This is a genomic window from Asprobacillus argus, assembly GCF_032248395.1.
Classification (GTDB): domain Bacteria; phylum Bacteroidota; class Bacteroidia; order Flavobacteriales; family Flavobacteriaceae; genus Polaribacter; species Polaribacter argus.
On record NZ_JAVTTO010000003.1, the window covers coordinates 449,284 to 464,387 of the forward strand.

At 34.3% G+C, this 15,104-nt stretch carries 15 protein-coding genes; 7 read left to right on the top strand and 8 right to left on the bottom strand.

The window, feature by feature from the left end; translation table 11 throughout:
- Together rpoN and RQM59_RS09425 are read left to right on the top strand one after the other, a co-directional pair.
- A complete protein-coding gene (rpoN, locus tag RQM59_RS09420; RefSeq protein WP_349241857.1) occupies positions 1-1,455 on the top strand; it encodes an RNA polymerase factor sigma-54 in 1,455 nt (484 codons plus the stop codon).
- Positions 1,455-2,054, top strand: a complete 600-nt coding sequence (locus RQM59_RS09425) for a hypothetical protein (RefSeq protein WP_349241858.1) — start codon at positions 1,455-1,457, stop codon at positions 2,052-2,054. Before rpoN ends, RQM59_RS09425 begins: the two co-directional genes overlap by 1 nt.
- On the opposite strand, the gene RQM59_RS09430 is transcribed toward RQM59_RS09425, so the two are convergent.
- The 6 genes from RQM59_RS09430 to RQM59_RS09455 all read right to left on the bottom strand — a co-directional run bounded on the left by RQM59_RS09430 (position 2,049) and on the right by RQM59_RS09455 (position 6,395).
- Complete coding sequence (locus tag RQM59_RS09430; RefSeq protein WP_349241859.1) at positions 2,049-2,720, bottom strand: porin family protein; 672 nt, start codon at positions 2,718-2,720, stop codon at positions 2,049-2,051. The genes RQM59_RS09425 and RQM59_RS09430 overlap by 6 nt on opposite strands.
- 81 nt (positions 2,721-2,801) lie before the next feature.
- A complete protein-coding gene (locus RQM59_RS09435; protein ID WP_349241860.1) occupies positions 2,802-3,269 on the bottom strand; it encodes an ExbD/TolR family protein in 468 nt (155 codons plus the stop codon).
- 17 nt (positions 3,270-3,286) lie between these two features.
- Positions 3,287-3,916 carry an ExbD/TolR family protein gene (locus RQM59_RS09440; protein WP_349241861.1) on the bottom strand — a complete coding sequence of 210 codons (630 nt, stop codon included), beginning with the start codon at positions 3,914-3,916 and terminating at the stop codon, positions 3,287-3,289.
- A gap of 4 nt (positions 3,917-3,920) precedes the next feature.
- On the bottom strand, positions 3,921-4,376 hold the full coding sequence (locus RQM59_RS09445) for a hypothetical protein (RefSeq protein WP_349241862.1): 456 nt from the start codon (positions 4,374-4,376) through the stop codon (positions 3,921-3,923).
- An 8-nt stretch (positions 4,377-4,384) separates the two neighbouring features.
- Entirely contained in the window at positions 4,385-5,104 is a 720-nt protein-coding gene (locus RQM59_RS09450) for a MotA/TolQ/ExbB proton channel family protein (RefSeq protein ID WP_349241863.1), read from the bottom strand.
- A 253-nt stretch (positions 5,105-5,357) separates the two neighbouring features.
- Entirely contained in the window at positions 5,358-6,395 is a 1,038-nt protein-coding gene (locus tag RQM59_RS09455) for an asparaginase (protein ID WP_349241864.1), read from the bottom strand.
- Between the two features lie 98 nt (positions 6,396-6,493).
- Here RQM59_RS09455 and RQM59_RS09460 point away from each other — a divergent pair, with 98 nt between their 5' ends.
- The 5 genes from RQM59_RS09460 (at position 6,494) to RQM59_RS09480 (ending at position 12,094) form a co-directional block, all read left to right on the top strand.
- Positions 6,494-7,192 (top strand): zinc metallopeptidase, encoded by a 699-nt coding sequence (locus RQM59_RS09460; protein ID WP_349242001.1) that lies wholly within the window; start codon positions 6,494-6,496, stop codon positions 7,190-7,192.
- Between the two features lie 158 nt (positions 7,193-7,350).
- Positions 7,351-9,726 (top strand): TonB-dependent receptor, encoded by a 2,376-nt coding sequence (locus RQM59_RS09465; RefSeq protein ID WP_349241865.1) that lies wholly within the window; start codon positions 7,351-7,353, stop codon positions 9,724-9,726.
- A 21-nt stretch (positions 9,727-9,747) separates the two neighbouring features.
- Positions 9,748-10,761, top strand: a complete 1,014-nt coding sequence (locus RQM59_RS09470) for a sensor histidine kinase (RefSeq protein WP_349241866.1) — start codon at positions 9,748-9,750, stop codon at positions 10,759-10,761.
- A 4-nt stretch (positions 10,762-10,765) separates the two neighbouring features.
- A complete protein-coding gene (locus RQM59_RS09475) occupies positions 10,766-11,530 on the top strand; it encodes a LytR/AlgR family response regulator transcription factor (RefSeq protein WP_349241867.1) in 765 nt (254 codons plus the stop codon).
- A gap of 66 nt (positions 11,531-11,596) precedes the next feature.
- Complete coding sequence (locus tag RQM59_RS09480) at positions 11,597-12,094, top strand: hypothetical protein (RefSeq protein WP_349241868.1); 498 nt, start codon at positions 11,597-11,599, stop codon at positions 12,092-12,094.
- On the opposite strand, the gene lepA is transcribed toward RQM59_RS09480, so the two are convergent.
- Positions 12,091-13,887, bottom strand: coding sequence for a translation elongation factor 4 (lepA, locus tag RQM59_RS09485; protein WP_349241869.1), 1,797 nt, complete (start codon positions 13,885-13,887; stop codon positions 12,091-12,093). The genes RQM59_RS09480 and lepA overlap by 4 nt on opposite strands.
- Positions 13,888-13,966: 79 nt before the next feature.
- Positions 13,967-15,070, bottom strand: a complete 1,104-nt coding sequence (locus tag RQM59_RS09490; protein ID WP_349241870.1) for a TolB family protein — start codon at positions 15,068-15,070, stop codon at positions 13,967-13,969.
- Positions 15,071-15,104 lie beyond the last annotated feature (34 nt).

Below are 15,104 nucleotides of genomic sequence, written 5' to 3' on the forward strand. Positions count from 1 at the left end.
ATGCTAAAGCAAAGTTTACAGTACAAATTACTTCAAAAATTATCTCCTCAGCAAATACAGTTGATGAAGTTGATTCAATTGCCTACGCAGGCTTTCGAAGAACGCTTGAAACAAGAGATTGAGGAAAATCCGGCTTTAGATACGGGTAAAGAAAGTGAAACTTTTGATGACGACCTTTCCAATGAATATGATGACGATGGTACTGACAAAATTGATACTGAAGATATTAATATTGATGAATACCTGAGCGATGACGAAATTCCTAGTTATAAGACGCAAGCCAATAACTATTCGTCAGATGATGAAGAGAAACATACACCGTATGCAGCGGGAACTACTTTCCATCAATCTTTAAAAAACCAGTTAAATACGTTTAGAATTAATGAAGAGGAAAAGGCTATAGCCGAATTTTTAGTTGGCAGCATTGACGATAGTGGTTATATAAGAAGAAGTATTCTAGACCTAGTTGATGACCTTGCTTTTACCCAAAATGTTTTTACCACCGAAGAAAAAGTAACTTCTGTTCTAAAAAATGTTGTTCATAATCTAGATCCCATTGGTGTTGGTGCCAGAGATCTAAAGGAGTGCTTGATCATTCAGTTAAAAACAAAAGGAGAAACAGAAGTTAGAAGCTTGTCTATTGAAATTCTTGAACATGCTTTTGATCATTTTGTTAAAAAACATTACAAGAAACTGATTGAAAAATTTAATATTTCAGAAGATCAACTAAAGCTTGTCAATCAGGAAATTTCTAAGTTAAATCCGAAACCAGGAAGTTCTTACGCAGGAAATAATAAAATTGCTGAACAAATTGTTCCTGACTTTACCATTAGAATTTTAGATGGTGAGTTAGACCTTACATTGAATGCTAGAAATGCTCCTGAGCTACATGTGTCAAAAGAGTATAATAACATGCTTAAAGGGTATCAGGAATCTACGACAAAAAGTAAATCTCAGAAAGATGCAGTCTTTTTTATAAAGCAAAAATTAGATGCAGCGAAATGGTTTATTGATGCCATAAAACAACGTCAGCAAACGTTAATGTTAACCATGAACTGCATTATGCACTATCAGTATGAGTATTTTTTAACTGGAGATGAGCGAAAATTAAAGCCCATGATTCTAAAGGATATTGCTGATCAAATTAACATGGATGTATCCACTGTTTCTCGAGTAGCAAATAGCAAATATGTATCTACTCCATATGGAACTAAATTGATCAAAGAGTTCTTTTCTGAGTCTATGAAAAATGATCAGGGCGAGGATGTTTCTACCAAAGAAATAAAGAAAATCTTAGAAACTGTTATAAAGGAAGAAAATAAAAGAAAGCCATTAACAGACGATAAACTTTCTACCATTTTAAAGGAAAAAGGCTATCCTATTGCGCGAAGAACTGTGGCAAAATATAGAGAGCAATTAGATATTCCTGTAGCTAGGCTAAGAAAAGAAATCTAATGAGGTTTCATAAATTTATATCAACTATATTACATCCTATTGTTGTACCTACTATAGGCGTTATTCTCTACTTTATTTTAATTCCACATTCTCTAGTAAGAAAACAACAACTGATCATGCTTGGATTAGTTTTTGGGTTCACCTACATACTTCCAGTTGTAATTTTGCTGATCTTAAAAGGTCTGAATCTAATTGAGAACTTTCAGTTGCATTCAATTAAGGAAAGAAAGATTCCTCTTTTTTTAATGATCGTCGTATTTTATTTCCTCGGTAAATCGTTATACGATATTTCGTTAATTCGAGATCTTGCCATGCTTTTTTATGGGACTTCGTTAAGTCTTTTTATTTTGTATTTTCTTTTTATGGCAAAGTTTAAAACAAGTATTCATTTATTATCAATGGGAAATGCTTTAGGCTTTTTTCTGATCCTGACCCATACATATAGTATCGGCTTAACACCCATCATTATGATCATCATTTTGCTATCCGGACTACTAGGAAGCTCTAGATTACACTTAAATGCACATACCCCAAAGGAAGTTTATGCAGGATTTTTTCTAGGAATGATCAGTCAATTTTTGGTTTTTGCTTTCCTATAAGATGTAAAACACTAACCCTATTTTTAAGATTTTTGTGTCAATACTAGAAGTTCCAATAGTCGCATTCTCCAATATTGGAGTTAAGCCATAATAAATGTGTGCATTAAAAGCATCATAGCCAGCAGATATTGTTAACCCGTATTGCACTTTTTTGAAATTTGGAATATTTTGCAAATTAATTGCATTTGAATTCTCAACATAACTAAAGGTATTGCCAAGATTGTAGCCAAACTTTATCCCAGTATAAATTCTCCAGAATTTGTACTTTTTTGCTGTAGAGGTTCTCCATCTAAATTCAATAGGGAGCTCTAAAGTATGTATTGAAAACTTATTTGAACTGATTGCATTATCAACAGAAAAACTATACACATTATTGAGTTCGGTAACTTTCAGGTCATGGTTAAAAGAATCAAAACCATATCCTATACCGATCCCTAATGATAGATCGCCTTCCCTTCTTAACGGAATATCTTTTATATAACCTCCCGAAAACCCATATGAAAAACCCGAGCCTCCAACCTGCGACGGTTGACTAAACAGTTGATTGTAGGTAAAACCAATATACAACTGGTCATCTCTATATTTTTCTCCTAATTGTAAAGAATCCTTTTGACCAAAACTTGACACAGTAGTACATAATGCTATAAGTAGTAATAACTTTTTCATACGATAAATATGGTAAAATATATTTCAAAAAAAAAGGGTAATTCAAAAAATGAACTACCCTTTGTATATTACAACCAAAACTTAGTTATCTGAACCTGAATTGGTAGAATAGCTAATTTTTAATGCATTCACATCTCTTAATTTGAGACGTATATCGGTAATTGTACCAACACTAGATTTTTTATCCGCTTTAATAGATGTGGTCATGAAAGGTACCTCTCCATCCGAAACGTCTAATCTTGCATTTAATATAAAAGCTGGCACATCTTCCGGTGTTGCTATTTTATCATTCAATTGAATCCTATTATAACCGGTACCGTACTTGTCCGTTTCCTTGGCCTTTCCTACATAAATAGTACTTACCAAACTTTTGTGTTCTAGTTTCTTAATTTCTGTAGCACTAGGCAAACTTGGATTCTCTATTTTAAGGCTTGTTTCTCTCATAGTAGTAGTTACCATGAAAAAGAATAACAGCATGAATACAATATCTGGTAAAGCTGCTGTATTAACCGCAGGCATTCCTTTTTTCTTCTTTCTAAACTTAGACATATTGTTTCAATTTAAAATTAATTGGCTGAAGTAGGTTCAGCATCCGATATAATTTGAGGGTAACTCGTTTTAATATCTTCTACTTTTTTCTTCAACTCGTCATTATTTCTATCATCCTTGTAAAGCTTATCTAACTCTTTATAGGACATCCCATAACGTTCTTGGCACAGCCTATCTCTTAGCACAGCATAGGCTTTAAGCAACTCATTTTGTACTGCAATATATGTGCCATAATCGGTACCTCGGTCACTCTGTACTGAGATAATTGCTTTATTTGGATGATCTGAAGAAGATTCACTCCTTTCACCTTTACAATAATCACAGGGTTGCCCTGGCGTTCCATCTTCTCCTGGTTTTCCAACTCCACCACCATTATCTATAAATTTAATAGCAGCTTCCTTGATATCCTTTACCTCCATTCGCTCACCTTCTACCTGAAGTTCATTCCTAAAGTTAATATTCACTTCAAAAATATTTTTCTCCTTGATAATTGGTGGCACATAATCTGGCGGCGGCTTCTCTGATAACTTCTTAGAAATACCAGAATCTACATTCATGGTGGTTGTTACTAAGAAGAAAATCAATAATAGAAAGGCAATGTCTGCCATTGACCCCGCATTAATTTCTGGATTTTCTCTTCTTGCCATACTCTTATGATTTAACTAATCCTTTAAGTAAGTCGTATACGAAAAATACTCCTCCGATAAGTACCAAAATTGTACTATACCAAATAAGTGTTCCTACCCATTGGTTTGAAGAAGCTCCAGCCTCTCCACCTTCAATTACTGCTCCTTGTGCATCTAACACAGCAGTACTATCTCCCATGATATAAGAAACAACTAATAGCACACCTAAAACGGCTAATCCTAAAAGTGTTTTCTTTAAGTTTTCTGGGTTCTTAACCATGCCAACGATAGATAACACAACAGTAATAGCTACTGCGGCATAAAATAAATACGTAGAAAAGGCTATTAAAGGTGATACAGCAGTGTTTACAGCTTCTACATCAGCTTCATCAGTAGATGAAACGACAATAAATAGCACTATACCTATAACAGATAATACAGCAATTAGAATGGTTAATATTTTAGAAAATTTATTGTCCATAATAATTCTTATTTTTTGTATTTAACCAATAAGTCTACTAATCTGATAGAAGCATCTTCCATATTATTAACAATGCTATCTACTTTAGAAACGATATAGTTATAGAAAATTTGTAGGATAATCGCAACAATTAAACCAAATACTGTTGTTAATAAGGCTACTTTAATACCAACTGCTACTACTCCTGGAGAGATATCGTTCGCTACAGCAATCGCATCAAATGCTCCAATCATACCAATTACAGTTCCCATAAACCCAAGCATCGGTGCTAAAGCAATAAATAATGATAACCAAGAAATGTTTTTCTCTAATAGTCCCATTTGCACTCCTCCATAACCTACTACAGCTTTTTCTGCTGCTTCAATTCCTTCATCAACTCTATCTAATCCTTGATAAAAGATAGATGCAACTGGTCCTTTTGTATTTCTACAAACTTCTTTCGCAGCTTCTACACCACCTGAACTTAACGCATCGTCTACACTAGCAACCAACTTGTTGGTATTTGTCGTTGCCATGTTCAAATAAATAATTCTTTCTATAGCAATCGCTAAACCTAAAATTAAGGCTACTAATACAATCCCCATAAAAAACGGACCTCCCTCAATAAAACGTTGTTTTAATATTTGGTGAAAAGTCTTTGCTTCTTCAGCATTTTGTGCAAAAGTTGATTGAATAGCTCCAAAAAACATAAATCCTGTTACTGTTAGGATATTTACTACTTTTTTCATCTTTGTTATAATTAATTTTTAATAGTTAACGGGTTAAATATAATATATTGATATCAATTAAAGAAAAAATACACCATACCGTGTAGAATTTTAACAGCATCAGCTTAATTACTCCAATTGAGGACAGCAAGTAACAAAAAAATGTTGAGCCTTTAAAACAAAAAATCAGGTATTTTGGCGAAAATCATTAAAAATGAGCGGATTCAATGTTAAATTATTCCTATGTAAGAAGAAACATTAAAAATCTAATAATTTAATTCTCAGATATTTCACCTCTTAGGGACTTCCCAAAGTATTTGTGGAAATCTTCGGCTTCTAATTCTTCTCCTAATAGATACATTAATTTAGCAACGGCCGACTCTGTAGTGATATCTTTACCATCTACAATTCCAATTCGTTTCAATTGGGTACTGGTTTCGTAATGTCCCATAAGAACACTTCCTCCGTAGCATTGTGTAACATTTACAATATGTATTCCATTAGCAATCGCTTTCTCTAATTTCTGTATGAACCAAGGATAGGTAGGTGCATTCCCTGATCCGTACGATTCTAAAACAACACCTTTTAACCCTTTCACACTGAGTATGCTTTCCACCACTTGTTCTGTAATGCCAGGAAAGATTTTTAAAATAGCGATATTAGTATCCAACCTCTTTCTGACTATAAAATCACGACCATGATCCTCACTATCTAGCAAACGTTTATTATTGAAGGCAAGATGCACTCCACTTTTAGCTAACGCGGGGTAGTTTGGAGAATCAAAGGCCTCGAACTGCTCGGCATTAATTTTAGAAGTTCTATTCGCTCTATACAATTTGTATTCAAAATATAAACCAACTTCTTTAACTATAGGTTCACCATTCTTTCTGGAAGAAGCAATCTCTATTGACGTGATAAGATTTTCTTTTGCATCTGTCCTTAAATCTCCAATCGGTAATTGAGACCCCGTAAAAATAACAGGCTTTCTTAAATTCTCTAGCATGAAACTAATAGCCGAAGAAGTATAGGACATTGTATCTGATCCTGTTAATACCACAAAGCCATCAAAATCTGGATAATTTTGCTCTAAAATATCTGCAATACGCACATAATATGAAACGTTCATATTAGATGAATCAATAGGTTCATCAAAAGAAATAGTCTCAATCTCACAGTTCAACTGCTTTAATTCTGGTATCTTTTCTATGATCTGATTAAAGTTAAATGCTTTTAACGCCTGAGACTCGTAATCTTTAACCATACCAATTGTTCCTCCAGTGTAGATTAGCAATATTTTAGGTTTGTTTGTCATTTTGACATACTTTTATAGGTAAATACTAAAATGGAATAATTTGTGTTGTAAATGTATCAAACAAAAATAGAAAGACAATTTTAAAAATATAGATTATGATGATGGAATTTTATATACTCATTGGTGCCATAGCTTTAGTAAGTTGGTTAGTGAGCAATACATTGAAAAATAAGTTCAAAAAATATTCTCAAATCCATTTGAGGAATGGTATGAGCGGAGCTCAAATTGCCGAAAAGATGTTGGCAGATCACGGTATTTACGATGTCAAGGTTATTTCAACTCCAGGTAAACTTACGGATCATTATAACCCAAAAAATAAAACGGTAAACCTTAGTGAAGCTGTATATAATCAACGTAATGCCGCAGCCGCGGCGGTTGCTGCACACGAAGTTGGTCATGCAGTACAACATGCGCAAGCATACGAGTGGCTAACTATGCGTTCTAAATTAGTCCCCGTAGTTAGTGTTTCCTCAGGTTTATCACAATGGCTTGTTATTGGAGGTTTGGTTTTAGGAGCTGCCTCTAGCAATACAGGGATCGGGTTTATCATTGCCATTATCGGATTAGGTATGATGGCACTGGCAACGTTATTTAGTTTTATAACACTTCCTGTAGAGTATGATGCTAGCAATAGAGCCTTGGCGTGGTTGCAAAACAAGAACATGGTATCGCAACAAGAATACGCAGGTTCTAAGGATGCATTAAAATGGGCGGCTAGAACATATTTAGTTTCGGCTTTAGGCTCTTTGGCAATGTTATTGTATTGGGGCTTACAAGTATTAGGCGGTCGCGATTAACAAAAAAATAGTACTACTCAGGAGACGCTTTCAGTTTTGAAAGCGTCTTTTTTTATGGACATAGACTATCTATTCAACCAAATTTTAACCCGGTTCATCAGAATTTGATTGTAAACCACATTATAAATAGAAACTTTTACACCATAAAACAACGTACCATGAAAACCAACCTGATTCTTACACTACTATTATTTGCAGGAATATTCTCAATGCAATCTCAACATACTATTTCTGGAAAGATTGTAGACACAGACAACAATGTCTTATCATACGCCAACATTGTCTTATATAAGATCGGCGAAGATAACACCCCAAAAGGAACTGTTTCTGACGATCAGGGAAACTACAGTTTCGCCAACCTTGTCAGTGGTAGCTATAAAGTTGAAATTTCTATGCTCGGTTTCGAAACTAAAAAAATCGAAGAATTTCAATTAAACTCAAATAAAAAACTCAATGTTACATTAAAAGAAGAGAGCCAAACATTGAATGAGGTTGTCGTAAAAAGCAAACGCCCCGTAATTAAACAAACCGCTGAAAAATTAGTGGTAGATCTGGAAAAATCAGAAATGATCAACACCAGTTTGCAAGATGTAATGCGAAAAGTACCTGGAGTTTTGGTTACTAATAATGGCATTTCTATTGCTGGTAATAGAGGGGTTCGAATCCTAATCAATGGGAAGACAACTGAATATATGGATGTACAAACCCTATTACGTGATTTTCCTGCTGACAATATTTCTAAAATAGAAGTAGTAGAACAACCTGGAGCAGAATATGAAGCTTCTGGGTCTGGAGCAATCATTAATATCATTCTAAAGAAAAATGTTCGTCTGGGAACGCATGGAAGTGCAAATGTTTGGGTAGGTGAAGATGAGGGTTTTGAGTATGGAACAGGATTTTCTATCGCTAGTTACAAAAACAAATTAAACTGGCAAACGAGTATCAATCATTCAAAACCAACTTGGAGAGACGATCTGTTTTTGGTACGTTCCGTAGGAAGCGAAACATACGATCAGGTAACAAAAGAGCCCTACGATCCAAGTAACTTTACATGGCGAGGTAATCTAGATTATTATCTAAATGACAAACATTCTATAGGTCTTGGAGGAAGATGGAATTCAAGAAAGTCGGATAGAATTGCTAGTAGTCGTACTATTATTTCTGATGCTACTAATTCAGATGTACTGCTTTCTGAAAACAGTTTTGACAGAGATCGAACGAACTTTAATATTAACCCATACTATGAATATAAAACAGATACAGATAAGTTAGTGGTAGATTTTAATTACGTCGATTTTACCAATGATAATACTAACACTTTGTACGATCTTCCTGGAAGTACTGTAGCTTTTACAGATAGAAGATATATTCAAGATGGAAAATATAATATCAAAACATATAGGGCAGATTATTCTAAAACCTTTTCAGAAAATCTGAAGTTAAGCTTTGGAACCAGGTATGCGGATGTAGATACGGATAATGATCTTCAATCCTTACTTGAAAATAATACAGGTGGATTTGATTTGGATGTTGATGAAAGTAGTCGATTTGTAATTAATGAAACTATTTTCGCGGTATACTCCAAAATAAACGCCACCTATGGAAAATGGTCTTTCTCGGGAGGGTTACGTTATGAAGATTCTAATACCAATGGAACTTCTACATTTATGCAAAATGGATCTTTAGTTAGTGAAGTACAAAAAAGGCCAATTCAAAAAATATTTCCAAGCGCTTCTATAAGTAAGAAACTTACAGAAAGTTTAGGAGCAAGCTTATCGTATAGCTATCGTATTCAAAGACCATCATACAGCAGTCTAAATTCTTTCGCCACTTTCTTAGATCCTTTTTCAGCTGGTGAAGGGAATCCTAATCTAAAACCCTCTTTTACAAATAATTTTCAATTCAATTTGACCTATGAAGGCCAACCTTTTTTTACAGTTGGATATAGTAAAACTGATGATGTTATTTTCGATCTAATTCAGCAAGATAACACTACTGCTCAAATAAGACAACGAGAAGTAAATGTAGAGAATAATGCTAACTGGAACTTTAGATTATTTGGCCCATTAAGTTTTATTAAAGGAGTAGATGGATATACCGGATTTATTGTAACACATACTGATTTTCAGTCGTCAACATTTAACGTTAATCTAGACAAATGGAACTTATTCTGGTTTATTCAAGCGAGTTATGAACTACCTTGGGGAATTGATTTTGAATTAAGCGGAAACTATGGAACCGGAGCTTTAGAAGGTCAAATAGACGTAGATTGGCTGGCTCAATTAGATTTCTCATTCAGCAAGAAATTCATGGACAATAAATTAAAGGCAAATCTTGGATTTAACAAGATGTTGAATAGAGGTTTTGTGGGAACGATAGACTATGGAAATGGAAATGCAAATGTGCATAGTAATGGTTCTAGACAGAATATTCAATTGCGTTTAGTGTATAGTTTTGGTTCTCGATTTGGAAAGAAAAAGACACGTAGGAATTCTTCAAGAGATGAAGAAAACAGGATTCAAGATAATAATTAGTCCTATATTTAGAACAGAATAATGAACAGTAAACTCAACAAATCTGACATTCTCTTGCTTGCTGCTTTTTTTGGAGTATCCGTAAGCCTTGAAATTTATGATTACTACATAAATAAGTATGTTTTGTTAGAGTATTTAATTGATATTCCTGCAGAAGTTATTCTCTCTTTAGCACTCATCTATTTTTTTACCTTTTGGCTAATTCCAAAATACATTGTTCAAAAGAAAAAGTATTTTCATTTTATCATTTACGGAGTGCTGTCTTTATTAATCACCGGGGCGATTAAATATACTTCTGGTTTTTGGACAGGAAATAATGATTGGTCCAAATTTCCAAAAGGCTTTAACCTATTCTTGACCTACTTAAATGTTGGTTCAGAATTAGTGGCTTTTCCTTTGGGTGTGTTATTAACTAAAAAATTCTATGAGGGTCAAGTATTACTTTCTAAAACAAAAGAGCAACAAAAAGAGAATGAACTAAAATTGCTACGTTCGCAGTTAGATCCTCATTTTTTATTCAATAATTTGAACACACTCGATTCTCTTATTGATAGAGATTCGGCAAAAGCCAAAGAGTACATTAACCGACTATCACTGATATATCGATACCTTATTCAAACCAAAGATTCTGAGGTTATGGAGCTTTCCGAAGAATTAAACTTTGCCGAGAATTACATCTTCTTAATTAAAACGAGGTTTGAAAATGATTATGATTTTGAAATCATTAAAAATACTTCTGTAGATGGAAAATTTATTCCAACGGGAGCTATCCAAGCATTATTAGAAAATGTGGTCAAACACAATAAACCACAAAACAACACGACAATAAATGCTAGCATTAGGATTAACGAGAAAAGATTAACTGTAAGTAATACGAGGTCAGAAATTATATCTACAGAAGAGTCATTTGGAACAGGATTGGAAAACTTAAAGATAAGATATCAGTTGCTATCCGATAAAGAAATTGAAGTTGAAAGTTCTGAAGCAACATTTACTATCTCAATTCCTATTATTAAATTAATAAGCGATAACTAAGGTCATGCATATTTTAATTTTAGAAGACGAAATTCCCGCATATCAAAAATTGATCAATTGTATTGATACTGCTTTTAATGAAACCTATACGCATGATTGGGCAAGGTCCAATGCCGAAGGAGGAAAACTTTTAAAGAAAAATACGTACGATTTTATCTTATCTGACATTCAATTATTAGATGGGATTTCATTTGACCTTTTTGATACTATTGCAACCGACACTCCAATAATCTTTTGTTCAGCACACGATGAGTATCTCTTTCAAGCTTTCAACACGAATGGCATTGCCTATATTTTAAAACCGTACTCTCAAAATGATTTTGATAAGGCCATTGAAAAATACCAATCACTGTTTAGACAAGGAAATTACGATACCCTAAATACGAACACGATCCACGCGTTGCGATCAGCCTTAAAAGAAGAGCACCAGCATTACAAGAATCGGTTTGTTATAAAAAAAGCGAAAGGAATTCAACTTTTAAATACGATCGATATTAGTAGTATTATTGCCTCTGGAGACTTCTGCCTTGCCACAGATAAGCATGGAAAGAGGCATGCCATCTCTCAAAATCTAGGGACTATTCATGAGCAGTTACATCCTCAAAAATTTTTTAGAATCAATAGAAGTGAGATCGTGAATATTGATTTTATTGAGAATATAGAAAATCATTTTAAAAACAGGTTACTCATAAGTATGACTGGAAGCAAGGAAAAATTAATGACCAGTTCTGCTACAACCTCTGATTTTAGAAAATGGTTAGAACAGTAGTTCACTTTGTTTTGTTATTCTTTGTGTTTTCTTTCGTCTAAACCATAAACATCTTATTTGATATTTATGAAAAAAGCATTTTTACTTTTCGTTTTTCTATTTAGCTTTCAAGCTACTTACTCTCAGCAAATGACTGCCGAAAAACTTGGTACCATTTTAACCAGTGTTAGTGATTCCATTCAGGGCGATAACGGGCGCTGGCAGTTCAAAATTAAAGAAGTGTTATTTATGTGTATTACAGACACCAAGCACAATCGAATGCGTATCATCTCACCAATTACAGAGGCTAATCGCTTAGATGAAAAATTAAAAAGTGCTGCTTTAGTGGCTAACTTTCATTCTGCATTGGACGTTAAATACGCTATTGCTGAAGATGTTTTATGGTCCGTTTTTATTCATCCTTTAAAGGAACTTTCCGAAGCACAAGTAAAAGATGCGGTGAGTCAAGTATATAGTGCTCATGTAACTTTTGGCACTAGTTTCTCTAGCACCACATTAGTGTTTCCTGGAAATGAAAAAAAGAAAGAAGTTCCTAAAAAGAAAGTACTAAAAAAGCAGTATTAATCATTGAGCTTTAACACAGCCATAAATGCTTCTTGTGGGATTTCTACATTACCCACCTGGCGCATTCTCTTTTTACCTTTTTTCTGTTTCTCTAACAGTTTACGCTTTCTAGAAATATCTCCACCATAACACTTAGCGGTTACATCCTTACGCAATGCTTTCGTGGTCTCCCTGGCAATAATTTTTGCACCGATTGCCGCTTGAATTGGAATATCAAATTGTTGTCTAGGAATTAACTCCTTCAACTTTTCAACAATCTTTTTCCCAATGTGATATGCATTGTCAGCATGTAGTAACGCAGAAAGGGCATCCACAGGTTGTCCATTTAATAGAATATCTACACGCACTAATTTAGATGATTTCATTCCAATCGGACTGTAATCGAAAGAAGCATATCCTTTAGAAACTGTCTTTAATCGATCATAAAAATCGAATACAATTTCCGCCAAAGGCATATCAAAAGTTAGTTCTACTCGTTCCGTAGTTAAATATGTTTGGTTTGTAATCTCTCCTCGCTTTTCTATACACAAGCTCATGACTTGACCAACAAAATCTGATTTTGTAATAATAGATGCTTTGATATAAGGCTCTTCTACTCTATCTAGTTTTGACGGTTCTGGCAAATCTGATGGGTTGTTTAATAATACAATTTCTTCAGGGTTCTTTTTAGTATAAGCGTGATAGGAAACGTTTGGAACGGTAGTAATCACAGTCATATTAAATTCACGTTCTAAACGCTCTTGAATAATCTCCATATGCAGCATCCCTAAGAATCCACAACGAAAACCAAATCCTAATGCCGCAGAACTTTCTGGCACAAATACTAGCGAAGCATCATTCAGTTGCAGTTTTTCCATGGAATAGCGCAATTCTTCATAATCTTCTGTATCTACGGGGTAGATACCTGCAAAAACCATTGGTTTCACATCCTCAAAACCATCAATAATTTCGGTTGTTGGTTTTGCAGCATCTGTAATAGTATCTCCAACTTTTACCTCCTTAGCTGTTTTAATTCCAGTAATTAAATACCCTACATCACCTGTTTTTACCGATTGTTTTACAACCTGATTTAATTTCAACGTACCTACTTCATCCGCGAAATACTCATTATTGGTTGCCATAAACTTAATGCGCTGCCCTTTCTTAATCTCCCCATTCATAATTCTAAAATAGGTTTCAATACCTCTATAGGAATTATACACTGAGTCAAAGATTAAGGCTTGTAATGGCGCTTCTGGATCTCCTTCTGGAGCAGGAATTCTCTCTATAATAGCTTGTAAGATATTATCAACTCCGAATCCTGTTTTCCCACTAGCATGAATCACCTCTTCTGCATCGCAACCTAATAAATCTACAATATCATCCGTTACTTCTTCGGGGTTTGCAGAAGGCAAATCCACCTTGTTTAAAATTGGAATAATCTCTAGATCATTCTCTAATGCCAAATATAAATTTGAAATGGTCTGGGCTTGAATACTTTGTGCAGCATCAACAATTAACAGTGCTCCTTCACAAGCAGCAATAGAACGAGATACTTCATATGAAAAATCTACGTGGCCTGGAGTATCAATTAAGTTTAGAATATATTCTTGTCCTTCAAATGTATATTCCATTTGGATAGCATGTGATTTGATGGTAATTCCGCGTTCACGTTCCAAATCCATATTATCTAATAACTGATTTTGCTTTTCTCTATCAGTTACAGAACCCGTATAATCTAACAATCTATCTGCCAATGTACTTTTACCATGATCGATATGCGCGATAATACAAAAGTTTCTAATATTCTTCATTTGTTACATTTGATATTCTAAAATAGTCCGCAAAGATACGTTAATTAAGGGCTTGCGCAAATAAAAATAACCATGACGGTTACTCCTGCCACTCGGCTATAAAAAGATTCGTATCTCTTCCTCCTCCATTATTTCTGTTAGATGAGAAGACCAATTTTTTTCCATCATTAGAAAACACCGGAAACGCATCAAACGTTTCACCATGTGTAATCCTTTTTAAATTTTTACCATCGACATCTATCATATATAAATTAAAAGGGAACCCTCTTTCGGCTTCAAAGTTTGATGAGAATAATACTTTCTTTCCCGAAGGGTGAAAAAATGGACTCCAGTTTGCATTTCCAAGATCCGTTAGCTGTCGTAAATTAGATCCATCTGCATTACAGATGTATAATTCCATGTCCGTTGGCTCTACCAATCCTTGCGCTAATAAATCTTTATATGCTTTGATCTCTTTGTCTGTCTTAGGTCTTGAAGAACGGAAGATCAACTGAGTACCATCTGGCGAAAAGAAAGCTCCTCCATCATATCCTAATTGATTGGTGATTTGTTTCACATCCGTTCCATCTATATTCATGGTATATAATTCCAGATCACCTGACCTTGTAGAGGTAAATACAATCTTATCTCCTTTTGGAGACACCGTTGGCTCTGCATCATATCCTATTTCGTTTGTCAATTGTTTTACAATATTACCTTCTAGATCTGCTACAAAAATGTCATAACTATCATAAATAGGCCATACATATTTTCCATTCTTTCGCAATGGAGCATCTGGGCATTCATTCTGCTTAAGATGTGTTGAGGCGTAAATAATATGTTTATTGTCAGGTAAAAAATAAGCACACGTTGTTCTGCCTTTACCTGTACTGATCATTGGAGGAATTTTGTCTTTAAAAGTTTCATCAGCATTCATCAAAAACATCTGATCACAGCCAACATTCCAGTTTTTATTATTCGATTGAAAGATCAGTTGTTTATCATCAAAGCTCCAGTAGGCCTCTGCGTTATCGCCTCCAAATGTAATCTGTTTAATACTCTTAAAATGAACCTCTTCAGGATAGATCAATGAATCTTTCCCAGCTACCAACTCTACTTCTTTCTTTACTTTCTTTGGCGCATCATTTTTACAGGAAAAGCAAAAAACAGCAATAACTAAAAGACTTAAAATTCTGATTTTCATATGAGTGATAAATAATATTTAATGATTAATTTTG